Annotated in this window: 25 protein-coding genes, 3 tRNA genes and 1 other annotated feature; of the genes, 8 read left to right on the plus strand and 20 right to left on the minus strand. The window is 47.3% G+C overall.

The features are described from left to right. Positions 1 to 164: 164 nt before the first annotated feature. From INF29_RS09835 to mazG, 13 genes are all read right to left on the minus strand, one after another. On the minus strand, positions 165 to 1,097 hold the full coding sequence (locus INF29_RS09835; protein WP_193486345.1) for an AEC family transporter: 933 nt from the start codon (positions 1,095 to 1,097) through the stop codon (positions 165 to 167). A 99-nt stretch (positions 1,098 to 1,196) separates the two neighbouring features. Then, the gene (locus INF29_RS09840) at positions 1,197 to 1,748 is read right to left on the minus strand and encodes a phosphatase PAP2 family protein (protein ID WP_243184141.1); all 552 of its coding nucleotides are present in this window, start codon (positions 1,746 to 1,748) and stop codon (positions 1,197 to 1,199) included. Between the two features lie 24 nt (positions 1,749 to 1,772). Beyond that, positions 1,773 to 2,339: a manganese efflux pump MntP gene (locus INF29_RS09845; RefSeq protein ID WP_087988456.1), complete on the minus strand. Its 567-nt coding sequence runs from the start codon at positions 2,337 to 2,339 to the stop codon at positions 1,773 to 1,775. A 271-nt stretch (positions 2,340 to 2,610) separates the two neighbouring features. Then, the gene (locus INF29_RS09850) at positions 2,611 to 3,129 is read right to left on the minus strand and encodes an ECF transporter S component (RefSeq protein ID WP_242949184.1); all 519 of its coding nucleotides are present in this window, start codon (positions 3,127 to 3,129) and stop codon (positions 2,611 to 2,613) included. A 714-nt stretch (positions 3,130 to 3,843) separates the two neighbouring features. Next, a tRNA-Val gene (locus INF29_RS09855) sits at positions 3,844 to 3,916 on the minus strand. A 33-nt stretch (positions 3,917 to 3,949) separates the two neighbouring features. Then, positions 3,950 to 4,021: transfer RNA gene (locus INF29_RS09860), tRNA-Glu, on the minus strand. 12 nt (positions 4,022 to 4,033) lie between these two features. Further along, a tRNA-Met gene (locus INF29_RS09865) sits at positions 4,034 to 4,107 on the minus strand. Positions 4,108 to 4,189: 82 nt separating this feature from the next. Continuing rightward, positions 4,190 to 4,483: an FtsB family cell division protein gene (locus INF29_RS09870; protein ID WP_072849006.1), complete on the minus strand. Its 294-nt coding sequence runs from the start codon at positions 4,481 to 4,483 to the stop codon at positions 4,190 to 4,192. A 14-nt stretch (positions 4,484 to 4,497) separates the two neighbouring features. Beyond that, positions 4,498 to 5,004, minus strand: coding sequence for a spore cortex biosynthesis protein YabQ (yabQ, locus tag INF29_RS09875; RefSeq protein WP_191343865.1), 507 nt, complete (start codon positions 5,002 to 5,004; stop codon positions 4,498 to 4,500). Between the two features lie 14 nt (positions 5,005 to 5,018). After that, entirely contained in the window at positions 5,019 to 5,300 is a 282-nt protein-coding gene (gene yabP, locus INF29_RS09880; protein WP_242949183.1) for a sporulation protein YabP, read from the minus strand. Between the two features lie 302 nt (positions 5,301 to 5,602). Continuing rightward, entirely contained in the window at positions 5,603 to 5,845 is a 243-nt protein-coding gene (locus INF29_RS09885) for an RNA-binding S4 domain-containing protein (protein ID WP_072849060.1), read from the minus strand. Between the two features lie 82 nt (positions 5,846 to 5,927). Beyond that, positions 5,928 to 6,230: an HU family DNA-binding protein gene (locus tag INF29_RS09890; protein WP_275532519.1), complete on the minus strand. Its 303-nt coding sequence runs from the start codon at positions 6,228 to 6,230 to the stop codon at positions 5,928 to 5,930. After that, entirely contained in the window at positions 6,230 to 7,027 is a 798-nt protein-coding gene (gene mazG / locus INF29_RS09895; RefSeq protein WP_193486349.1) for a nucleoside triphosphate pyrophosphohydrolase, read from the minus strand. Before mazG ends, INF29_RS09890 begins: the two co-directional genes overlap by 1 nt. Before the next feature lie 183 nt (positions 7,028 to 7,210). Between mazG and INF29_RS09900 the strand changes: the two genes are divergently transcribed. Continuing rightward, complete coding sequence (locus INF29_RS09900) at positions 7,211 to 8,065, plus strand: sulfide/dihydroorotate dehydrogenase-like FAD/NAD-binding protein (RefSeq protein ID WP_193486351.1); 855 nt, start codon at positions 7,211 to 7,213, stop codon at positions 8,063 to 8,065. 14 nt (positions 8,066 to 8,079) lie between these two features. Then, positions 8,080 to 9,471, plus strand: coding sequence for an NADPH-dependent glutamate synthase (gltA, locus tag INF29_RS09905; protein ID WP_072848998.1), 1,392 nt, complete (start codon positions 8,080 to 8,082; stop codon positions 9,469 to 9,471). 201 nt (positions 9,472 to 9,672) lie between these two features. On the opposite strand, the gene INF29_RS09910 is transcribed toward gltA, so the two are convergent. Further along, a complete protein-coding gene (locus INF29_RS09910) occupies positions 9,673 to 10,074 on the minus strand; it encodes a hypothetical protein (RefSeq protein WP_072848996.1) in 402 nt (133 codons plus the stop codon). Positions 10,075 to 10,084: 10 nt separating this feature from the next. Further along, positions 10,085 to 10,453, minus strand: a complete 369-nt coding sequence (locus tag INF29_RS09915) for a hypothetical protein (RefSeq protein ID WP_022255572.1) — start codon at positions 10,451 to 10,453, stop codon at positions 10,085 to 10,087. Positions 10,454 to 10,701: 248 nt separating this feature from the next. On the opposite strand from INF29_RS09915, the gene INF29_RS09920 reads away from it, so the two are divergent. From INF29_RS09920 to INF29_RS09945, 6 genes are all read left to right on the plus strand, one after another. Next, positions 10,702 to 11,310: an MBL fold metallo-hydrolase gene (locus INF29_RS09920; RefSeq protein WP_162609783.1), complete on the plus strand. Its 609-nt coding sequence runs from the start codon at positions 10,702 to 10,704 to the stop codon at positions 11,308 to 11,310. Between the two features lie 500 nt (positions 11,311 to 11,810). Continuing rightward, a complete protein-coding gene (glpK, locus tag INF29_RS09925) occupies positions 11,811 to 13,292 on the plus strand; it encodes a glycerol kinase GlpK (protein ID WP_193486353.1) in 1,482 nt (493 codons plus the stop codon). A 178-nt stretch (positions 13,293 to 13,470) separates the two neighbouring features. After that, the gene (nrdD, locus tag INF29_RS09930; RefSeq protein WP_087988447.1) at positions 13,471 to 15,588 is read left to right on the plus strand and encodes an anaerobic ribonucleoside-triphosphate reductase; all 2,118 of its coding nucleotides are present in this window, start codon (positions 13,471 to 13,473) and stop codon (positions 15,586 to 15,588) included. Beyond that, on the plus strand, positions 15,588 to 16,082 hold the full coding sequence (nrdG, locus tag INF29_RS09935; protein WP_072848970.1) for an anaerobic ribonucleoside-triphosphate reductase activating protein: 495 nt from the start codon (positions 15,588 to 15,590) through the stop codon (positions 16,080 to 16,082). Before nrdD ends, nrdG begins: the two co-directional genes overlap by 1 nt. 24 nt (positions 16,083 to 16,106) lie before the next feature. Beyond that, entirely contained in the window at positions 16,107 to 16,541 is a 435-nt protein-coding gene (locus INF29_RS09940; RefSeq protein WP_193486355.1) for a dUTP diphosphatase, read from the plus strand. Between the two features lie 9 nt (positions 16,542 to 16,550). Next, positions 16,551 to 17,033 carry a GNAT family N-acetyltransferase gene (locus INF29_RS09945; RefSeq protein WP_072848965.1) on the plus strand — a complete coding sequence of 161 codons (483 nt, stop codon included), beginning with the start codon at positions 16,551 to 16,553 and terminating at the stop codon, positions 17,031 to 17,033. Positions 17,034 to 17,262: 229 nt separating this feature from the next. Here the strand turns inward: INF29_RS09945 and INF29_RS09950 are convergent, their stop codons facing one another. From INF29_RS09950 to INF29_RS09970, 5 genes are all read right to left on the minus strand, one after another. Next, positions 17,263 to 17,727, minus strand: coding sequence for a DUF1648 domain-containing protein (locus INF29_RS09950; RefSeq protein WP_193486357.1), 465 nt, complete (start codon positions 17,725 to 17,727; stop codon positions 17,263 to 17,265). Between the two features lie 223 nt (positions 17,728 to 17,950). Continuing rightward, on the minus strand, positions 17,951 to 18,808 hold the full coding sequence (locus tag INF29_RS09955; protein ID WP_193486359.1) for a MetQ/NlpA family ABC transporter substrate-binding protein: 858 nt from the start codon (positions 18,806 to 18,808) through the stop codon (positions 17,951 to 17,953). Between the two features lie 66 nt (positions 18,809 to 18,874). After that, complete coding sequence (locus INF29_RS09960) at positions 18,875 to 19,534, minus strand: methionine ABC transporter permease (protein ID WP_072848960.1); 660 nt, start codon at positions 19,532 to 19,534, stop codon at positions 18,875 to 18,877. Continuing rightward, positions 19,527 to 20,546 carry a methionine ABC transporter ATP-binding protein gene (locus tag INF29_RS09965; protein WP_072848958.1) on the minus strand — a complete coding sequence of 340 codons (1,020 nt, stop codon included), beginning with the start codon at positions 20,544 to 20,546 and terminating at the stop codon, positions 19,527 to 19,529. Before INF29_RS09965 ends, INF29_RS09960 begins: the two co-directional genes overlap by 8 nt. A 60-nt stretch (positions 20,547 to 20,606) precedes the next feature. Then, positions 20,607 to 20,859: a binding site (T-box leader), on the minus strand. A 100-nt stretch (positions 20,860 to 20,959) separates the two neighbouring features. Then, positions 20,960 to 21,991 carry an LCP family protein gene (locus tag INF29_RS09970; RefSeq protein ID WP_193486361.1) on the minus strand — a complete coding sequence of 344 codons (1,032 nt, stop codon included), beginning with the start codon at positions 21,989 to 21,991 and terminating at the stop codon, positions 20,960 to 20,962. Between the last annotated feature and the right edge of the window lie 294 nt (positions 21,992 to 22,285).

Genomic DNA, 22,285 nt, shown 5'->3' on the forward strand with positions numbered 1-22,285 from the left:
ATAACCATGAGAGAATTCAATTAAAAACAGGAGTGGCGCCGCTCACGCTACGCCACTCCACTTGAAAATCAAATATTATCCTCGTAAGAACGCTTTTTGTACTGTCCGCACAAATTGGAGCAGTTCAAAACTTATATGTTTTTCTCTCTCTTTTAATAATTCCATTAAGAAATGCACAAAAACTGTGCCACCAAAGGCAATGTGACAACAGAGAAAATGGTGGAAACGAAAACGTATTCCGAAGCCCGTTTTTCATCATTGCCGTAAATTTCCGCAAATGAAGGCAGGGCTGCCGCCGCAGGCGTACCCATGAGCACCACCAGCACGCTCAGGGCAATGCCATCCAGGAACAGGCTTGCCACAGCCTTTGTAAACAAAGGCATGATGATCAGTGTCACAAAACTGAATACATAGACTTTCTTGTCTTTGAAAATTTCTTTGATATTTGCCACTGCCAACAGTGTACCAATATAAATCATAGACAGGCAAACCGTTGTATTTGCAGAGAACTCTAATGCGTCATAAATAGGCTGAGGCAGGGAAATGGAGTTCACGAAACAGAATACACCAATGACTGCTGAAATACAGATCAGATTCAAAAACGCCTCCCGCAGCATTCTGCCTACTGTTTTGCGTTTTCCACTGCCAATGGCAAAGAGCACAGAACATACGGTGAACAGGAACACGTTGCAGGTGAACATAACTGCCACGCAGAAGATCAGCCCATCCTCGCCGTACATGGCCATAATCAAAGGCTGACCCATGAAGATAACGTTGCTGTAAACACCGCCGCCGGAGAACAGCCCCAGTTCTGGAAATTTCATCTTCATGGCTTTCCCGATGATGAAAAACAGTACTGCCCCCAAAGAGCATATCAAAAACGTGCCGCCGCAGGTCTTTAGAAATCCAATGAGAATCTCATGAGAAAACGGACGCTGCATCAATACAATCATGTTTGCAGGTACTGCCACACGGGTCAGCACAATGGAAAGCCCTTTCGCATTGCTCTCCGTCAAAAACTTCTTTTTGTTCAAAATTACACCGACCACCATCAAAAGAACCATGGTCAGCAGCTGGTAAATTACCGGTATTGCCAATTTTTGTTCCCTTCTTCCTCTTTACTTCTTCCTTCAAGTAATGTATGGTTTCTTTCACATCAATTGAAAAAAAATTGTCCCCCTTTTGTTCAAAACAAATCATCTGTTTTGAAATTGAAAACTGGCGTTGATTTTGCCTAAGATCCATAAAGTCAATCTTGCCATGACAAAACCAATGACTGCCCCCGCCAAAACGTCCGTGGGAAAATGCACTCCAAGATACAGACGGGAAATCCCCATAAGCACTGCAAAAACATAAGCGACAATGCCCCATTTGCGATTCATGGCGTAAATCGCTGTCGCTGCTGCAAAGGATGAGGAGGTATGTCCCGACGGGAAGGAAAAATCCGCTAGAGGCGGCACCAGAATGGAAAATCCCAACAAGTCATAGGGTCGCATCCTGCCCACCATAGGCTTCAAAGTCACATTGCATACCAACGCTGTCGTCCCCAGACATAACAGCAGAGCCAGACCGTATCTGGCAAATTTCCTGTTTTTGATGCCATATAACAGCATCAAAATCCCCAGCAAAATCCAGAACCAGCCTGCATTGCCCATTTTTGAAATGAATAGCATGGGGGCGTTCAGCCCATCACACACCACATGTTCCTGTATCCACAGTATGATCTGTGCATCTAACTGTTGTATCATCTCCAAAGGCTTTCCTCCTTTTCGTCAGCCCCCCAGAAAAACATGTTCTACCAGAATTTTGATCCCAATGAGAATCAGTACGGCACCGCCGGCAAATTCTGCCTTTGCCTGCAAAAAGTTCCCCAAGCCTTTGCCAAGCATACCGCCGCAGAAAGAAAGCACAAAAGATACCACACCGATGATGCCAGCTGCCCACCAGATATTCACATCCAGAATGGCAAAACTGATACCCACTGCCAATGCGTCGATGCTGGTTGCTACTGCCTGAAGCAGCAGTACTTTTGCTGTCAGAACGGATTGTCCGCTTTCTTCCTCGTCGTCGCCAAAGCTTTCCCGGATCATGTTCCCGCCGATGACGGCAAGCAGTACAAAGGCAATCCAGTGGTCGACAGACTCAATATATGTTTTCACACTGCTGCCCAAAAACCAGCCAATGACGGGCATCAAAAACTGAAAACCACCGAAATATAACCCCTGGGTAGCTGCTTGTTTCTTTCCAAATCCCTTGACAGAAACACCATTGGAAATGGAAACGGCAAAAGCATCCATGGCTAAACTGACTGCAATCAGTAATATGGTTACAAATTCCAAATGAATTCCTCCTGTTCCTTCTCGTCCCTTCTTTCAGTATAGTCCCATAACTTTTATACTATACCACGCAATGAGAAAAAGGGTCAATGAAAATCCATCATTTTCCAAAATTCAACTATTTTTCATAAGAAAAAGCGGAAAAACAAAGCCGCATTTTCCGCAAGAAAACATTTTTGAAAATGGTCTCTATAAAATATAATAGCTGGAATCCTTTAAATGCAAGAATTCCAGCTATTTTTATTTCTTATGGAGCAGTCCCCATCTGCTAAACTTATTTTGCGGAAACATATTTATAGATTTTTGCTTTATAAAAAGCATAGCCTACCACCAGGAAAATCACAAAGCCTGCACCGCCCTGCACCAAGTTTTCGGGAATGGAAGTCAGAGCCACTGTGAAGCTTTTCTGCAAAACAGCACCACCGAAGTAGTATCCAATAATCATCCACACAATGCCCACAACGGAACCAGCCAGATTCCGCAGACCGAAAAAGTGCTTTTCTGCCGGTGTATAATGTGCGATCTTGCCTACCAATAAGCCCATAACCCCTTTGATGATGAGGGTAAAGGGTGCCCAATGGGCATATCCGCTGAGCAGGTCAGCCAACGCAGCCCCAACACCGCCGGCTACCATGCCGTAACGCCAGCCAAAAAATACGCTGATCAGCAATATCATACTGTCCCCCAAATGAATGTAACCATTGGTAGCAGACACAGGAATCTGCAGCACCATGGTAGAAACTGTGACCAGAGCGATCATCAGTCCACGCAAACAAATTTCTTTCGTCTTCATTGTCATACCCCCGTTTCAAAGCTTCCTTTGTAAAACAGCATATCATATTTTCTGAGCCTCTGCTATTGGCGCCGCAACACTGTTTTAAATTGTACCCATACAGTTTTACATGTCAGGCAATATTTTTCGCCATAAACATAGGTAGAAAGTCCGTTTAGATTTTCTTTTTTCAGAAAAATATCCTTTATTTTCCAATCAATTTTTCCAGAAAAATAGAAGTACAAACGCAGGATTTCTGTTCTCCCTTGAATCGGGCGCAGATTTCTCTTTTCCTCTCCGCATTTTTGCACAAAAAAAAGAAGATATGCGTACATATCTCCTCATAATGTTGCGTATAAAGCCCCTGTATTCTCTGATTGTAATTTCTTTCTGTTGTGAGCATAAAAAATGGGAGTGACTGCGCTCTGCCTCGTGTCCTCTTGCACCTTCGTGCATGACTCTTTCCAGCTGCGTCTTTCTCCCGTTTTTTCCTTGTTTTTCTTTTTGGACATAAAAAAATGGGAGTTCTCAGGCTCTACCTCGTGTCCTCTTGCACGTTGGTGCATAACTCTCCCCAGTTGCACCTTTCTCCCTTGTTTTGCTTCTTTTTGTTTTTGGACATAAAAAATGGGAGTTCTTAGGCTCTACCTCGTGTCCTCTTGCACGTTGGTGCATGACTCTCCCCAGTTGCGCCTTTCTCCCTTGTTTTGCTTTTTGTTTTTGGACATAAAAAAATGGGAGTTACAGGGCTCGAACCTGTGACCCTCTGCTTGTAAGGCAGATGCTCTCCCAGCTGAGCTAAACTCCCATGTTTTTAACAATTCAATTATCACTCAAAAGTTGACCCGTAAGGGAGTCGAACCCTTGATTCGACCGTGAGAGGGTCGCGTCTTGACCGCTTGACCAACGGGCCAAAGAAGAAAAATAGCGGAGGAGGGATTTGAACCCCCGACACTGCGGGTATGAACCGCATGCTCTAGCCAACTGAGCTACTCCGCCTCAAGTCGACTAGTTCATTATATAGTCATATTGTCTATTTGTCAATACCTTTTTTCAAAAAATTGTCTTTTTTTGAAAACTTTTATTGTTCACGGTTGATATACAGGATTTCATTGCTCTTGACCAGCCCCAGTTTTTCTCTGGCAATCTGTTCGATATAGCTGTCGCTGTTATAGTAATCCTTTTTTGCCTGAAAATCCAATGTCTTTTGCTGTTCATCGGCAATCTGCTGCTGTACATCAGCCAGTTCCACTTTCAGCTGGCGATATTCCCGATACTGCCAGTACACCCCTGCCACAACGAACACGCAGAAAGCTACCAAAAAAAGATGGATCCATAATCCACCGGATTTTTTCTTTCTGGCTCTTTTTCCCATGGCAGTCACCCTTCCTAAGGTTTTCGACGCAAAAAACGAATATCCCGCCGTAATGTGTCTTTTTTTATTTTCACATATACTTTACATAATTGCAAGTGTTTTTTGGATTTTCCACCGCAAAATCTGACGAAATTCCCCACCGGTCTGCCAAAGGCAAGATAGAGCAAACGAAAGGGTGTCAAAATTATGGTCAACAATAACATGACCAGTCTTCCAATGACTTTCAGCACCTTTTCTCCCACAGCCATCACAAAAGGACTGGCAAGGGTTCCATAAAGCCCCATGCCGCCAAAAATAGCCACCAGCAGGAAAAAGCGGACTTCCCCATGGTTTTCCTGGAGCAACACCTCAAAGACACCCAGCGCCACCGCTGCCCAGTACAAGCCATCCTCTATCTGTACTGCCCAGACACCGTGGGGCAATATCCGCCGTGCAAGACGCATACCGTCATAAACCAATCCCATACCACCGCCCAGCAACAGGCAGCACAAAAACAAACTTCCTTGTCCCTGAATGTCCACCTGCCTGCCTCCTTTCAGCGGAACAACTTGGCAAAAAAGGATTGTTTGCCGCCGCCCATATTTTCCGCGTAGGTCAGTGCGTCCATGCGCCCTTCCACTGCCACTTCCCCTTCTTCCAGATTCAGCCGTCCAACATGGAGTCCTTCCCCTTTGATGATAAGTAATCCGCAGGTAGTATCCACTGCCACGCCTTCCTCATCAAAACGCAGGACGTCCGTCACGCCGCCAATCTCGATTCGTTCTCTGTCTGTCATACGAATGGTATGCTGCCGCAAATTCCGTTTTTCTTCCCCCAACAAAAAAACCTCCCCATACTGTTTTTACAGTATATCAGGGTGTCAAAAAGTTGACACCCTGTCGTCAAAGCCTCATTTCATTCAAGGCTTTGACGAGTAGACAGAAGTATAAAGCCAAAGTTCCATCGGCTAAAAGCCTTGAAACTTCAGCTTTTCCTCGTCGGAAATAAATTCCGACTGCGGATTCCAGTTGGGAAACTCTTCGTTTCCCAATCCCTTCCGCGTTCTCAATAAAAATGTTAAACTTCGTTTTTCTACAGTCTACTTTACTGTTTTTACAGTATATGAGAGGTTTTGGGACATTATTCCACTGCGCGATACATGCCGGCAGCATCTTCTTTTTTGGTGGATTCCTGCAGATTCAGCACTTCCACCTTTGTCACGTTATTGCCGAACTGAATTTCGATGATATCGCCGACCTTCACATCCGCGCCGGCTTTCACCACTTTGCCGTTGAGGGACACACGTCCCGCGTCGCAGGCTTCGTTGGCTACGGTTCTGCGCTTGATGATACGGGATACCTTCAGGAACTTATCAATACGCATGTTCATTTCCCCTTTGCTGTTTTTTCTTTCAAAAAAACGCTTTCTCAGGACGAGAAAGCGTTTCAAAAACAATCAAATCAAATTATTTGTTGATCGCATCTTTCAAAGCTTTACCTGCTTTGAATCTGGGTGCTTTGGAAGCGGGGATGGGCATTGCTTCGCCTGTCTGAGGGTTTCTGCCTTCACGAGCTGCTCTTTCAGCTACGTCGAATGTACCGAAGCCTACCAGCTGTACTTTGCCGTTTGCTGCCAGTTCTTCTGTTACAACATCTTCGAAAGCTTTCAGTGCTTTTTCAGCGTCTTTTTTGCTCATTTCCGCCTTTTCAGCAATCGCTGCAACTAATTCAGATTTGTTCATTGTGTTAGTCCTCCTAAATAAATCTATTAAAGTTTCTTGGATAAGGCAATTTTTGCCTGATCCCAGAGCAAATCCATTTCCTCCAGAGTCATTGTGGAAAGCTGCTTTCCCTCTGAAAGGGCTGAATTCTCAACATACTCAAATCTATTTATAAACTTTTTGGTGGCTTTTGTCAAGGCAAACTCGGGATTTATTTTCAAAAACCTTGCTACGTTCACCAGTGCGAACAAAATATCACCGAATTCTTCCTCTATATTGCCGTTTGGCTGTTCCACAGCCTCCTGCAGCTCCCGGATTTCTTCTGCCACTTTTTCCATGGCGCCGCCGGCTTCGTAAAAATCAAAACCAACGTCTGCCGCTTTCTTCTGCACCTTTCTGGCACGGGTCAGAGCAGGCAGGGCATCCGGCACACTTTTGAGGACATCTGTCTGGGTCTGCATATGTTTTTCCTTTTTCTTCAACGCTTCCCAGTTCACCAGCACCTGTTCCGCCGTATCCACAGAAATTTCTCCAAACACATGAGGATGACGGTAAACCATTTTCTCACAGATGCCTTGAATGACATCATCCAGTGTAAAGCCGCCTTTCTGGGCTTCGATGGAAGAATGGAATACAACCTGCATAAGCACATCCCCCAGTTCTTCCTTCAAGTTGTCCATATCGCCTTTATCAATGGCATCGACGGCTTCATAGGCTTCCTCCAGCATATCCGCCCGCAGGCTCTCATGGGTCTGGACCTTATCCCAAGGACACCCATTCTCACTGCGAAGCTGCTCGATGATGTCCCGTAAGTCGTCAAAAGTATATTTTTTCTGCACGTTCATTTCCTCCTTTTTAATTGGGACGTTTTTTGTCCCACATTTTATTCAAAAACCATAAACTTTTCTTCATTGTACTTCCAGAAAAACGGCGTTTTATCCATATCCCACCGCCTGAATTTATGTTATGATAATTCTAACAAAAATCACCTGCAAAAGAAAGTCCAAAGAAGAAAGGAAGTTGCAAACATGTTTCGCATTGTCAATAAAAAAGAATTAAACAGTGCTGTGACACTGCTTGAAATCGAAGCCCCTTTTGTGGCGAAAAAAGCCAAAGCGGGGCAGTTTATTATTTTCCGCGTAGATGAATTCAGCGAACGTGTCCCTCTGACCATCGCTGATTATGACAGAGAAAAAGGCACCGTCACCATCATCTTCCAGAAAGTTGGTCTGTCCACAAAACTGCTGGCAGCCAAAGAAGTTGGCGACTCCATCCGCGACTTTGTAGGCCCTCTGGGTGTTGCCACAGAATATGACGGCTTCAAGAAAGTTGCTGTTGTGGGCGGCGGCGTAGGCTGTGCCATCGCTTATCCTCAGGCAAAAGCCCTGCACGAACTGGGCGTGGAAGTAGATGTCATTGCAGGCTTTAGAAACAAAGACATTGTCATTCTGGAAGAGGAAATGAGCGCTGTTTCCGACAACTACTACCTGATGACCGATGACGGCACAAAAGGTGAAAAAGGCTTCGTTACAGACAAGCTGAAATCCCTCATCGAAGCTGGCAACCAGTATGACGCTGTCATTGCCATCGGTCCCATCCCCATGATGAAATTCGTCAGCCTTACTACAAAACCTTACGGCATCAAAACCATTGTCAGCCTGAACCCCATCATGATCGACGGCACAGGCATGTGCGGCGGCTGTCGTGTCACCGTTGGCGGCGAAATCAAATTTGCCTGCGTAGACGGTCCCGACTTCGACGGACATCAGGTAGACTTCGACGAACTGATGAACCGCAACTCCGTTTACAAGAAAGAGGAAGCGGATCTGGCTGAAAAACATATCTGCCGCATGGACAAAATGGCACACGACTTGATTCACTAAGGAGGACGGAAACAATGGCAAACATGAGCTTGGAAAAAATCAAAATGCCTGAACAGGCACCTGATGTGAGAAATAAAAACTTTGAAGAAGTAGCCATGGGCTACACAGCGGAAATGGCTATGGAAGAAGCTACCCGCTGTCTGAACTGCAAACACAAACCCTGTGTCAGCGGATGTCCCGTAAACGTACGCATCCCCGAATTCATCGCGGAAGTGGCAAAAGGCGATTTTATGGCAGCTTATAAGATCATCACTTCCACAAACGCTCTGCCTGCTGTCTGCGGTCGTGTATGCCCGCAGGAAAGCCAGTGCGAATCCAAATGCGTCCGTGCCATCAAAGGAGAAGCCGTAGCCATCGGTCGTCTGGAACGGTTTGTTGCTGACTGGTACATGGCAAACTGCGATGAAATGCCCGAAAAACCTGCCCAGAACGGCAAGAAAGTAGCTGTTATCGGTTCTGGTCCTTCCTCTCTGGCATGTGCCGGCGACCTGGCAAAAGCAGGCTATGCCGTAACCATTTTTGAAGCATTCCATACAGCCGGCGGCGTACTGGTTTACGGTATCCCCGAATTCCGTCTGCCGAAAGCTATCGTGCAGAAAGAAATCGACAAGCTGTCTGCTATGGGCGTTGAAGTCATGACAAACATGGTTATCGGTAAAGTATTATCCATTGACGAAATCATTGACGATATGGGTTATGATGCCGTATTCATCGGCACTGGTGCAGGTCTGCCTTCCTTCATGGGCATCCCCGGTGAAGCGCTGGTAGGCGTATATTCTGCTAACGAATACCTGACCCGTATCAACCTGATGAAAGCATATATTTCCGATTACGACACACCTATCCGTCATAGCAAAGCTGTTGCTGTTGTAGGCGGCGGCAACGTAGCCATGGACGCTGCAAGATGCGCAAAGAGAATGGGTGCAGAAAAAGTTTACATCGTTTACCGTCGTTCCGAAAAAGAAATGCCCGCGCGTCTGGAAGAAATCCACCACGCAAAAGAAGAAGGCATCGAATTCCACCTGCTGCGCAATCCTGTGAAGATTCTGGATGACGGCAATGGTCAGGTATGCGGTATCGAATGTCTGAAAATGGAACTGGGCGAACCCGATGCCAGCGGCAGAAGACGTCCTGTACCTGTGGAAGGCTCCAACTACGTTATCGACGTTGATACCGTGGTTATGTCCATCGGTACATCCCCCAACCCTCTGATCCGCAGCACTACAAAGGGTCTGGAAACCAACCGGAAAGGCTGTCTGGTAGTCAACGAAGAAACAAACCAGACCACCAGAGAAGGCGTTTATGCCGGCGGTGACGCCGTTACAGGGGCTGCAACGGTTATTCTGGCTATGGGCGCAGGCAAAAAGGCTGCCGCAGCCATTGATGAATATCTGAAAAACAAATAATCTTTTTTGAAATAGAAAAAGTACGGCAAACAAAGAAAGCCAAAATCCCTAAAATACAAAGGATTCTGGCTTTCTTATTTTTATTTCTTCTGAAAACAGTGAATCTCACCGAGAAATGAACGAAGGGAAGAAATCATAGCAGTTTGAGATACGTTTTTGCAAACAAAAACGGTATGGTGTTTAAGCCATACCGTCATTTTCTCAGGATTCCTCTTTCTTTTTTCTTCGGCGCAGTTCCCTCTCGTATGCCACCAGCATATAAATACAATTCCACACAAACAAAAGACCAATGGACAATTCCGGCACCCAGAAAACCAGTATGACGCTCACCGCCATACAGCTTCCATGACTGCCCCAGAAAAATTTCCGTCCAAGTCCTGTCAAGTTCCAGCGCATGGGGTTACGCACCCAAGACAAAACCACTGCCGCCAGACCGGATACCAGCACCACCACTACAAAAAGTCCGTAGATATGCCCCGTATCCCACACACTGGGCGCCCAAACGCTCACCAGCGCATCGGCGCAAAGGCAGAGCCAAGCCAGCAGCTCCAGCCGCATCCATGCGATACATCTTTTCAGCTGTACATCCGAAAGGTACTCCATAGCCGCCTCCTTATGATGCCTGACCCAATTCTTCCTTCCATTCCAGCCAAACACAAATAGGGTTCCAAATAAATACTACAGGGATAACAAGTGCCTGCATGCCCTGCACCCACTCCGCTTTCCATACAAAGAACAGCACAGCGCAGATAAGAATCACCAAAGCCCCCAGCAAATACCGTCTGGGACGGCGCAGTTTATATCCGTGGCGCAAAGGGTTATCCAGATGGGATGCCACTGCCAGCACGCCGCACAGAATCATGCCGCCGATTTCTACCCACCCCGGCAGGCTTTCTCCCAGCAGCACTTCCGCAATTTTCACACTAAAAATCACCCACAATGCCATGAGCAGCCATGCGGCGATTTCTTTTCTGATTCTCATACAGCCCTCCGTGAGCTGCTGTTTCCTTCTCTCGTCCAAAAAACTTCCTCCGTTCCGGCGGTATCCGCCTGATTCTATTCGTTGTTTGTTCCATCTTACTCCCCTTTCTCTTTCTTGTCCAGCTTTTTCCGGCGTTTGGAAACTTTCCTGTAAAAAGACTAGTCGGCTGGTGGTCTTTTCTGCTATAATAGTGCAGACGGCAGAAAAAAATGCCTGTAAAAATCGAAACACAAGGAGGTTTTTGCACCATGAAAATACAAACACTGGAAATCGGCAACATCGGCACCAACTGCTATGTAATCTCTGACGACAAAGGCACCTGCGCCATCATCGACTGCGACGGCAATCCCCAGCCTTTGTTCCGCTATATCGAAGAAAACAACCTGAAACCCACCCATATCCTGCTGACCCACGGTCATGACGACCACATCGGCGCTGTGGAAATGGTAAAAGAAAAATACGGCTGTCCCGTTTACGCCTGCAAAAAAGAACAGGCTCTGCTGGCAGACCCTGCCTTGAACTGCTCTCTTTACATGAGCGGTCCCACTTCTCTTTCCGCTGACGTATGGGTACAGGAAGGCGACGCTGTGAAAGTTGGCGATCTGGAATTTACCGTACTGGAAACCCCCGGTCATACAGCCGGCAGTGTATGCTATCTCATCGGCAACAACATTTTCTCCGGCGACACCCTGTTCCAGGGCTCCTGCGGTCGTACAGACCTGCCTACAGGCAACTGGGGCGAGATCATCGCTTCTCTGAAACGTCTGCGGAACCTGCCCGGTGATTACAATGTATATCCCGGTCATGGTCCTGCCACCACATTGGAAATCGAACGCCGCATGAACCCTTATATGTAACGAAACGCTGTCGTCAAAACCTCATTTCATTCAAGGTTTTGACGAGTAGACAGAAGTATAAAACCGTTGGGTCAAGCACTTTGCTCCGCAAAGCCAGCTTCGCTGTCCCCGTTTTCTTCGGAGTGCAGAGGTCAAGCACTTTGCTCCGCAAAGCCAGCTTCGCTGTCCCCGTTTTCTTCGGAGTGCAGAGGTCAAGCACTTTGCTCCGCAAAGCCAGCTTCGCTGTCCCCGTTTTCTTCGGGGTGCAGAGTATCCATCAGTTCAAAAGCCTCGAAACTCCGGTTTTTCCTCATCGGAAGTGAATTCCGACTGTGGATTCCAGTTGGGGAACCCCACACCGCAAGAGATGCGGACAGCCATTTATGGCTGGCATTTGCGAAGCAAATGTGTTGACCCCTTTGTTCCCCAAGGCCTTCTGCGTTCATGCAAAAAGTATAAAAATTACTTTATCTACAGTCTGAGCCCCCTCTGGGGCTTTTCCCATGAAAAGGAGGATTTGTATGCAGTATATCATGTCTTTGGATCAAGGAACCACCAGCTCCCGCTGTATCCTCTTTGACAAAAACGGCGCAGCTGTCAGCACTGCCCAGAAGGAATACCGTCAGATCTATCCCCAGCCCGGCTGGGTGGAACACGACCCCATGGAAATCTGGCAAAGCCAGCTGGAAGTGGCACAGAAGGCTCTGGAACAGAAAGGGCTCACTGCCGCTGACATTGCCGCCATTGGCATCACCAACCAGCGAGAAACCACCATTCTCTGGGACAAGCGCACAGGCAAGCCCATTTACAACGCCATTGTATGGCAGTGCCGCCGGACGGCCGAGGACTGCGAAGAACTGGCGAAAAAAGGCTACACCGACCTATTCCGGGAAAAAACAGGGCTTCTGCTGGACGCATACTTCTCCGCAACAAAAATCCGTTGGGTGCTGAACCATGTAGAAGGGGCAAGAAAACTGGCTGAGGAAGGCAATCTGCTGTTCGGTACCGTAGATACATGGCTTATCTGGAATCTCACAGGAGGACAGGTACACGCCACCGATTACTCCAACGCCTCCCGCACCATGCTGTTCAACATCCATACTTTGCAGTGGGATGCGGAAATTTTGGACATTCTGGATATTCCCCCTTCTATCCTGCCCAAGGTCATTCCTTCCAGCGGCGTATTTGGGCATACACTGCCTTTCCACTTCGGCGCACCCATCCCCATTGCAGGAGCGGCTGGTGACCAGCAGTCTGCCCTTTTTGGACAAGCTTGCTTCACACCCGGTTCTGCCAAAAACACCTACGGCACTGGTTGTTTCCTACTGATGCACACAGGGGATGCCCCTGTGACCTCTAAAAACGGGCTTCTGACCACCATTGCATGGGGACTGGACGGAAAAGTCACCTATGCATTGGAAGGCTCTGTATTCGTGGCTGGGGCTGCCATTCAGTGGCTTCGTGATGAGTTGAAACTCATCGGTTCCGCGCCGGAAACAGAAGAACTTGCCATGTCTGTGCCTGATACCTGCGGCGTTTATCTGGTACCCGCTTTTGTGGGACTGGGTGCGCCCTACTGGGACCCTTACGCAAGAGGTATTTTGACAGGTCTTACCCGTGGTGCCAACCGGAATCATATTGCCCGTGCGGCACTGGAATCCATGGCATACCAGACTTATGACGTTCTCCACGCCATGGAGGAGGACGCTGGCATTCCTCTGGCGGAACTGCGTGTAGACGGCGGCGCCGCTGCAAATAACTTCCTGCTGCAATTTCAGGCGGACATCACAGGGGTTCCTGTGCTCCGTCCCAAAACACTGGAAACCACTGCATTGGGTGCTGCGTATCTGGCAGGTCTTGCGGTAGGCTACTGGAAAGATTTGTCGGAAATCCGTCGGAATTGGGGCGTTTCTCACGCCTATTCTCCCAAAGCATCCAAGGAAGAAGCGGCAGAAAAACTGGAAGGCTGGCAAAAAGCAGTGCGTCAGACCTTGACAAAATAAAATAAAAATAACCTTAACAAAATTTCCATGAAAAATCGGATGAACTTCTCTAAGTTTTCACAATATATTGTGTTGTCTATATTTTTGATTGCAATATATAGCCGTATGTGGTACATTATGATACAGCAAATGACTATGTATTGTATCTCGCTTGCCGAGAATGAAGGAGGATATCATCATGTATGTGATTAAGAAAGATAATACCCACGAACCGTGGAATGTGCAGAAAGTTGTAGTTGCCGTAAACAAATCCGCTTACCGCGCCCTGGTGAAATTCACACAGGAAGAACTGGATTTCATCTGTGATTTCGTAGAAACAAAAGCGAAATCCCTTGGCAAAGAAGGCATCCCCATTGCGGAAATGCACAACATCGTCGAAGGCGCACTGGAACAGGTAAAGCCTGAAGTTGCAAAAAGCTACCGTGATTACCGCAACTACAAACAGGACTTTGTGAAAATGCTGGACGAGGTTTACAAAAAAAGCCAGTCCATCATGTATATCGGCGACAAGGAAAACAGCAACACCGACAGCGCCCTGGTTTCCACAAAACGCTCTCTGGTATTCAATCAGCTGAACAAAGAACTGTACCAGAAATTCTTCATGACCACAGAAGAACTCCAGGCATGTCGTGACGGTTATATCTACATCCATGATATGTCTGCCAGACGTGACACCATGAACTGCTGTCTGTTCGACGTAAAAAGCGTTCTGACCGGCGGTTTTGAAATGGGCAACCTGTGGTACAACGAACCCAAAACACTGAACGTTGCCTTTGACGTTATCGGCGACATCGTTCTTTCCGCTGCCAGCCAGCAGTACGGCGGTTTTACCGTACCTTCCGTAGACCTGCTGCTGGAACCCTTTGCGGAAAAGAGCTATGAAAAATTCTACCGCCGTTACATCGACATGGGTCTGACACCCAAGGCTGCGGACAAAGAAGCCATGGCAGACATCCTCAACGACTTTGAACAGGGCTTCCAGGGCTGGGAATACAAATTCAACACCGTTGCTTCCAGCCGCGGCGATTATCCTTTCATCACCATGACATTCGGCACAGGCACAGGCAAATTTGCCAAAATGGCATCCATCACCATGCTGAACGTCCGCAGAAAAGGACAGGGCAAGAAAAACTGCAAAAAGCCCGTACTGTTCCCCAAACTGGTATTCCTTTATGACGAAAATCTCCATGGAAAAGGCAAGGAATTGGAAGATGTCTTTGAAGCAGGCATCCTCTGCTCCTCCAAGACCATGTATCCCGACTGGCTTTCCCTCACAGGCGAAGGCTATGTAGCGGAAATGTATAAAAAATACGGCGCCATCATCAGCCCCATGGGCTGCCGTGCCTTCCTGTCCCCTTGGTTTGAACGGGGCGGCATGGAACCTGCTGACGAAAACGACAAACCTGTTTTCGTAGGTCGTTTCAACATCGGTGCTGTCAGCCTGCACCTGCCTATGATTTACGCAAAAGCAAAACAGGAAAGCAAGCCTTTCTATGAAGTACTGGACTACTATCTGGAACTGATTCGTCAGCTCCACATCCGTACTTATGCGTACCTGGGCGAAATGCGCGCATCCACCAACCCTCTGGCATACTGCGAAGGCGGCTTCTACGGCGGTCATCTGGGCATTCACGACAAGATCAAACCTTTGCTGAAGGCTGCTACCGCTTCTTTCGGCATCACCGCTCTGAACGAACTCCAGGAGCTGTATAACGGCAAATCTCTGGTGGAAGACGGTCAGTTTGCCATCGACACATTGCAGCACATCAACGATAAAGTAGCGGAATTCAAGAAAGCCGACGGCAATCTGTACGCCATCTACGGCACTCCTGCGGAAAGCCTCTGCGGCCTGCAGGTAACACAGTTCCGCAAGAAATACGGCGTAGTGGAAAATGTATCCGACCGTCCTTATGTAAGCAACTCTTTCCACTGCCATGTAACAGAAGATATTTCCCCTATCCAGAAACAGGATCTGGAAAAACGTTTCTGGGATTTGTCCAACGGTGGCAAGATTCAGTATGTAAAATACCCCATCGACTACAATTTGGACGCCATCCGCACACTGGTGCGCCGTGCCATGAAAATGGGCTTCTATGAAGGGGTAAACCTTTCTCTGGCATACTGCGACGACTGCGGTCATCAGGAACTGGAAATGGACGTATGCCCGAAATGCGGCAGCAAAAACCTGACAAAAATCGAAAGAATGAATGGATATCTGTCTTACTCCCGTGTCAAAGGCGATACTCGTCTGAATGAAGCAAAAATGGCAGAAATCGCAGAAAGGAAGAGTATGTAATGCGTTACCACAACATCACAAAAGACGATATGCTCAATGGCGAAGGGCTGCGGGTGGTTTTGTGGGTAGCGGGCTGCTCCCACGGCTGCAAAAACTGCCAGAACCCCATTACATGGGACCCCAACGGCGGTCTGCCCTTTGATGAGGCTGCCAAAGCGGAAATTTTTGCAGAACTGGAAAAAGACTACATCAGCGGCATCACATTCAGCGGCGGCGACCCCTTGTACATGGGCAACCGGGAAGATGTGACCGCACTGGCGAAAGAAATCAAAGAAGCCTTTCCCGACAAAAAAACATGGCTCTATACCGGCTATCTTTGGGAAGAAGTCAGCGCTCTGCCTATCATGCCCTACCTGGACGTTATCGTAGACGGACGTTTTGTGGAAGAACTGAAAGACCCTCAGCTCCACTGGAAAGGCAGCTTTAACCAGCGGATTATCGATGTACAGAAATCCCTGGAAAAAGGCACCATGTACCTTTACCACGCGGAATAAAGCAATACAGAAAGGAAGAAATCAATGGTTTCCATCAGAATCAAATATCTCAGCGACAAAATCGAAAAACTGCGTTACATCGACGGAAAATCCGACTGGATCGACCTGCGGGCAGCAGAAAGAGTGGAACTGAAGGCAGGCGAATTCCGCCTGATTCCTCTGGGCATCGCCATGGAGCTGCCTAAGGGCTATGAAGCGCATATCGTGCCCCGCAGCTCTACCTTCAAGAACTTTGGCGTTATCCAGACCAATCACTGCGGCATTGTGGACGAAAGCTACTGCGGCGATAACGACCAGTGGTTCTTCCCCGCGCTGGCTATGCGTGACACCGTCATTGATGTGAACGACCGTATCTGTCAGTTCCGTATTTTCGAGCACCAGCCCTCCATTTCTTTTGACGAAGCAGAAACACTGGGCAATGATGACCGTGGCGGCATTGGCTCCACAGGCAAGAATTGAGGCGATAACATGACAGACCTGACTTTTCGGTTTGCAGAACGGAAAGACATCCCCCTGATTCTGCGGTTTATCAAAGAACTGGCGGATTATGAAGGGCTTCTTTCTGAAGTGGTAGCAACGGAAGAAATTCTGGAAACCTGGATTTTTGATAAAGAAAAAGCAGAAGTGCTTTTGGCTGTGGATAAGTCCGGCGAAGAAATCGGCTTCGCACTGTTTTTCCACAACTTCTCCACATTTCTGGGGAGAGCCGGCATTTATCTGGAAGATTTATATGTGTCCCCTGTCCATCGGGGCAAGGGCTATGGCAAAGCTATTTTGCAGAAACTGGCGCAGATTGCTGTGGAAAGAGGCTGCGGCAGACTGGAATGGTGGTGTCTGGATACCAACACCCCTTCCATCGGGTTTTATCTCTCCTTAGGGGCAGAACCCATGTCCGACTGGACGGTATACCGTCTGGCAGGAGATACTCTGAAAAATATGGCAGAAGATTAAGCACAAAAAAAGCAGAAAATTCCCATATGGAAATTAGGGGCATCTTCATAAGAAAACAAAGAAAGCCAAAATCCTTATGATGACAAAGGATTTTGGCTTTCTTATTTTATGAAGGTTTTATTTGTTATGTTTTCTTATGAAGACAGCCGTTGCAATTCCCCTTAAGAAATCAAGGAAAAAGAAAATCAATGTTTTCTTAAGGGGAAGTTGCTTTTTCTGCTTTTCTTTTTTACTTCAAACGTATGAGCCGCACCAGAAAAAACGCCAATGACCCTAAGGTTACCAGCAAAAACAGCGGCAAAAACTGGGGCGGCAGATTGCCGCCAAAGGCTGACTGAAACACCAAATAGGAAAACAGCACCGCAATGATAAGTTTCAGGGTACCCAGCATGTTTTTCAGTGTGCGATACACCCTCTCCTGATTTTTCGGTGTCACCTGCACCCCTGTATTCCAAATCTGCGGAAAATGCTCCACCACGGACAGGGCAAGGAACATGACCCAGCCCACTGCCATGAGCACCCACAGAGAGCCTTTGCCTGCCATACGGTCTACATGCCCTCTGAGGTCATAATGCACCGGAATGCGCGCTGCAATCTGCTTCCAGACCGCCAGCAGCCACGCAGTAGTTCTGCCTAACGAACATACGCCAACGACATTGACCAATCTATCATATGGACTTCTCGGAATTTTCATCATACTCCCCTATCCATTGCAAAATTCTGATTTTGTCTATGATACCACATTCTGGTCCAATCCGCAAAAAAAAGAAGAAGCAAAAGTTCCTTTCACCAGAAAACAAAGAAAGCCGAAACCCTGATATACAAAGGATTTCGGCTTTTCTATTTTGATTGATGTTTTTATCTTGTGTACCTAAGGAAACCGTCTTTCATGTTTCTTTCTTTTGCAAAATTTGTTTTTATTCAGCTGCTACTTCGAATACAGGTGCTACAGCGCCTTCGAATGTTTCGTTGATGTAGTCAGCGATTTCCTGAGAGTTCAGAACTTCCATCAGTGTCTGCAGTTCAGGTCTTGTTTCGTCGCCATTGCGAACTGCTACAACGTTCTGGTATGTTTCTGCTGCCAGAGAGTCAGCTTCTTCAATTGCCAGTGCGTCAGAGATGCTCAGACCGCCGCTCAGTGCATAGTTACCATTGATAACAGCGATATCCAGAGAACCCAGGGACAGAGGCAGCTGTGCAGCTTCCATTTCAACGATTTCCAGGTTATGAGGGTTTTCTACGATATCCAGTTTTGTTGCTGCTACGCCAGCATCTTCTTTCAGTGTGATCAGACCGTTAGATTCCAGCAGCAGCAGTGCTCTTGCTTCGTTTGTTGCGTCATTGGGTACACCTACTTTTGCGCCGTCAGGCAGAGCAGCCAGATCGCTGGAGTTGCCTGCGAAAATGCCCATGGGTTCATAGTGAACAGCGCCCAGAGCTACCAGATCCAGACCATTGTCCTTATTGAACTGATCCAGGTAAGGCTGATGCTGGAAGTAGTTTGCATCCAGGTCGCCTGTATCCAGTGCCAGATTAGGCTGTACATAGTCTGTAAATTCTACGATTTCCAGTGTAACGCCTTTTTCTGCCAGCAGGGGCTGTGCAGCTTTCAGGATTTCTGCGTGAGGGGAAGGAGAAGCACCAACTTTGATGGTTGTGCCTTCTGTTGTTGCAGTTGTTGCGCCTTCATCTGCTGTTTCTGTTGTTGTGCCGCCGCAGCCTACAGCGCCGAATGCCAAAGCTGCTGTCAATAAAATACCAATAAACTTTTTCATAATACATGTTCCTCCTTAAAATTTGAATAGCATCTGTTTTCTTTTTTTATGTGTACTCTTAACGAGTTACAGCCGTTTGTCTGTGCCTCTTGCGATACGAAGACCAACTTCCTGCAATACCTGCACGATCACTACCAGCAGAACTACCATGACCAACATGATATCTCTCTGGCTGCGGTAGTAACCATAGTTGATGGCTACAGCACCCAGACCGCCGCCGCCGCAGAAACCTGCCATTGCGGAGTAGCCCAGGATGGTTGTCATGGCGATGGCACTGCCGATCAAAAGAGAAGGTTTTGCTTCGGGCAGCAGTACCTTTGTCATGATTTCAAAGGGAGAAGCCCCCATGGACTGTGCCGCTTCCACAACACCTTTGTCCACTTCCTTCAGGGAAGATTCCACCAGTCTGGCAATGAAGGGAGCCGCTGCTACTACCAGTACCACAACCGTTGCCTTTGCACCGATAACAGTGCCCACAACTGCCTGTGTGATAGGCATCATGGCTACCAGCAAAATCAGGAAAGGAATGGAACGCAGGATGTTGATGATGATCCCCAGCACCTGATTGAACAGAGGTGCCGGTGCGATACCGTCCTTATCTGTTGCCACCAGAATCAAGCCCAAAGGCAAGCCGATGACATATGCAAAAAATGAGGAAATAATGGTCATATAAATACTTTCCCAGAAGGCTACGCCTACTAAAGAAATCATTTCTGAATTAAACATACGCTACCTCCTCAACTTCTACGCCCTGATCTTTCAAATACTGAATCATTTTTTTCCGCAGGGCTTCTTCTTCGGGGAACTGCAGAATCATCTGACCAAAAACTTCCCCATCAATATTTCTGGTGTTACCGGCAAGGATATTTGCCACACCGTTACAATCAATCATCATACGCCCCAGTACAGGTTCATTGGAAATACCGCCTTTGAATACCACACGATAGCAGTAAGGCAATTTCCCTGCATAAGCTTCTCGGTTGGAACCTTCATGGAATACCAGTTCCTGACCGATCTGTGTTTTGGGAGCCCGGAAGATTTCCTGTACACTGCCCATTTCTGCGATCTTACCTTCACTGATAATAGCAACTCTGTTGCAGATTTCCTGGATAACTTTCATTTCGTGGGTAATCACCACAATGGTGATGCCCAGTCGTTTGTTGATGTCTTTCAGAAGCTCCAGAACCCCGGCTGTTGTGTTGGGGTCCAGGGCGCTTGTTGCTTCATCACAAAGCAGGATTTTCGGGTTTGTAGCCAATGCTCTGGCAATGGCAACCCTCTGTTTCTGACCACCGGAAAGCTGGGAAGGATAAGATTCCATTCTGTCGCCCAGACCAACCAGTTCCAGCAATTCTTTTGCCTTTTCTCTGGCTTCTGCCTTTTTCACACCGGCAATCTCCATGGGGAAACATACATTTTCCATGGCTGTCCGCTGCATGAGCAGATGGAACTGCTGGAAGATCATACCCATGGAACGGCGTGCCTGTCTCAAATCCTTCTCGGAAAGGCAGGTCAATTCCTGACCATCCAGAAATACCTGACCTTCTGTAGGACGTTCCAGCAAGTTGATGCACCGTACCAGTGTACTCTTGCCGGCGCCGCTCAGACCAATAATGCCGAAAATCTCGCCTTTTTCAATATCCAAATCAATGCCGTGAAGCACTTCCAGCGTTCCTTTTTTCTGAGGAAACGCTTTGGTGATTCCTTTGAGCCGAATCATGATTTCTTTCTGCTCCATTTTCCTCTCTCCTTCTTTCCTGACGGATTCATAAAAAAACTCCCGTCCCTGACTTGTTTGTCAAGGGACGAGAGCATAGCTTCGTGTTACCACCCTAATTTATCATCACCTCACGATGATGACCTTATCCGGTACGGGCAAAACTGCCGATATCGTAGTGCTGTCACGGGCACCCCCGTCGCAGCCTAAAGGAATTCCTCTCGGTGCGCGGCTCCAAGACCATCTTCCATCTTTTCCGCGTTTCCTCCTTCGCAGCTACCAGAGGTTCTCTGTAAAACCATCCAAGATGTACTCTTCTTTTCTTAGCCTTTTTCTCTTTCAGTTAATCATCATTATAACGCGATATTTTCCTTTGTCAACCACTTTTTCAAAAAAACAAAAGTTCTTTCTCCAAAACAGAGACAAAATGCAGTTTATTCTACATTTTCTCCTTCCGTTCCCTCGGAAGTGCCGCCGCTTTCCAGTGCAGCGATTTCTTCTTCCGTCAAACCGTAGTATTCAAAGGGTACATCGTTATAAATGAATTCATGGAGCATGTCTGCCGCCTGATCGATGTCGTAAACATAATACCATACGCCGCCGATGGTCTGACCGGTGCTCTGGATATAGTCATTGGGGAATGCACCCTGTTCCAGTGTCAGGTTCGGGTTTACCCCTACAGATACCAGTTCCAGAATTTCCTCATTGGTCAGGGAAGTTTCGATCATAGGCGCGAATTTGCGGATGTAGGAAGGATATTCCAGAGGGCTGATGTCTTTTGCCTTTTCAAAGAGACATTCCAGTACCTTTCTCTGGCGTTCCGTACGCATGGTATCGCTGTCAATCTTACGGATACGGGCATAACTTACTGCCTGCGGTCCATTCAGATGCACCATGCCACTTTCCCGCAGAGGTTCGCCTTCCAGCAGGTACGCGTTGATCTGGTAGCGTTCTTCTTCTGTTACCTCCAAGTCGATGCCGCCCATGGCATCAATGACATCTGCCAGAGAGTCAAAGTTTACTGCCGCATAGTCTGTGATATCCAGATTGAAGTTTTCGTTGATGGTCTGGATGGCAAGTTCCGCACCGCCGTAAGCATAAGCGTGGTTGATTTTTGTTTCTCCATAACCGGGTACATTCACATAAGTGTCACGGGCAATGGAAACCAGTTTGATTTTCCCTGTTTTCCCGTTGACAGAAGCCACCATGATGGCGTCGGAACGACCTTCGTAGTCATGATTTCGGGAGTCCAGCCCAAACAATGCGATATTGGTGATTTTTCCGTTCTGAGAAAGCCCTGCCGTTACGGACAATTTGCTTTCATCCAGTGTGGTACGGTTCAGTCCCCCCAGCAAATATGCGAATACGCCATAAGCTGCCAGCATCAGGGCAATCAGTATGGCCATGGTAATAAACAATGTCTTAAAAAACAATCTGCGCAATCTGTTTTTTCTTCTTCTACTCAAACATGCCGCCTCCGTCTGCAAAATTTTTATGTTTTGCCCCCAAAAAGGGCATCTTTTCTATTCCACTGGTGCCCGAGGGCATAGCACAGCATTTTTACATTATATCGCCCTTTTCGACAAAAGACAATGAAAAATGTTTTAATTGACCTTTTTTCAGACAAATTTCGGCATAAAAACCTGCTAACAAAAGTCAAGACCTTTTCGCAGGTTTTTTAAATGTTCTCAACTAAATAAAAATTCCACGACAATTAGACCGGCTCAAAATCCGGTCTGTTGTTTTCTTGGGTTTATTTT

Origin of the sequence: Anaerotignum lactatifermentans (assembly GCF_014982935.1) — a bacterium.
GTDB lineage: Bacteria > Bacillota > Clostridia > Lachnospirales > Anaerotignaceae > Anaerotignum > Anaerotignum lactatifermentans.

What these genes read in the sequence shown, in the direction of transcription:
- INF29_RS09840 (WP_243184141.1), bottom strand. Translation starts at nt 1,748, where the DNA reads ATGATACAACAGTTAGATGCACAGATCATACTGTGGATACAGGAACAT.
- INF29_RS09850 (WP_242949184.1), bottom strand. Translation starts at nt 3,129, where the DNA reads ATGAAGACGAAAGAAATTTGTTTGCGTGGACTGATGATCGCTCTGGTC.
- INF29_RS09870 (WP_072849006.1), bottom strand. Translation starts at nt 4,483, where the DNA reads ATGGGAAAAAGAGCCAGAAAGAAAAAATCCGGTGGATTATGGATCCAT.
- INF29_RS09885 (WP_072849060.1), bottom strand. Translation starts at nt 5,845, where the DNA reads ATGCGTATTGATAAGTTCCTGAAGGTATCCCGTATCATCAAGCGCAGA.
- mazG (WP_193486349.1), bottom strand. Translation starts at nt 7,027, where the DNA reads ATGAACGTGCAGAAAAAATATACTTTTGACGACTTACGGGACATCATC.
- INF29_RS09900 (WP_193486351.1), top strand. Translation starts at nt 7,211, where the DNA reads ATGTTTCGCATTGTCAATAAAAAAGAATTAAACAGTGCTGTGACACTG.
- gltA (WP_072848998.1), top strand. Translation starts at nt 8,080, where the DNA reads ATGGCAAACATGAGCTTGGAAAAAATCAAAATGCCTGAACAGGCACCT.
- INF29_RS09910 (WP_072848996.1), bottom strand. Translation starts at nt 10,074, where the DNA reads ATGGAGTACCTTTCGGATGTACAGCTGAAAAGATGTATCGCATGGATG.
- INF29_RS09915 (WP_022255572.1), bottom strand. Translation starts at nt 10,453, where the DNA reads ATGAGAATCAGAAAAGAAATCGCCGCATGGCTGCTCATGGCATTGTGG.
- INF29_RS09920 (WP_162609783.1), top strand. Translation starts at nt 10,702, where the DNA reads ATGAAAATACAAACACTGGAAATCGGCAACATCGGCACCAACTGCTAT.
- glpK (WP_193486353.1), top strand. Translation starts at nt 11,811, where the DNA reads ATGCAGTATATCATGTCTTTGGATCAAGGAACCACCAGCTCCCGCTGT.
- nrdD (WP_087988447.1), top strand. Translation starts at nt 13,471, where the DNA reads ATGTATGTGATTAAGAAAGATAATACCCACGAACCGTGGAATGTGCAG.
- nrdG (WP_072848970.1), top strand. Translation starts at nt 15,588, where the DNA reads ATGCGTTACCACAACATCACAAAAGACGATATGCTCAATGGCGAAGGG.
- INF29_RS09940 (WP_193486355.1), top strand. Translation starts at nt 16,107, where the DNA reads ATGGTTTCCATCAGAATCAAATATCTCAGCGACAAAATCGAAAAACTG.
- INF29_RS09945 (WP_072848965.1), top strand. Translation starts at nt 16,551, where the DNA reads ATGACAGACCTGACTTTTCGGTTTGCAGAACGGAAAGACATCCCCCTG.
- INF29_RS09950 (WP_193486357.1), bottom strand. Translation starts at nt 17,727, where the DNA reads ATGAAAATTCCGAGAAGTCCATATGATAGATTGGTCAATGTCGTTGGC.
- INF29_RS09955 (WP_193486359.1), bottom strand. Translation starts at nt 18,808, where the DNA reads ATGAAAAAGTTTATTGGTATTTTATTGACAGCAGCTTTGGCATTCGGC.
- INF29_RS09960 (WP_072848960.1), bottom strand. Translation starts at nt 19,534, where the DNA reads ATGTTTAATTCAGAAATGATTTCTTTAGTAGGCGTAGCCTTCTGGGAA.
- INF29_RS09965 (WP_072848958.1), bottom strand. Translation starts at nt 20,546, where the DNA reads ATGGAGCAGAAAGAAATCATGATTCGGCTCAAAGGAATCACCAAAGCG.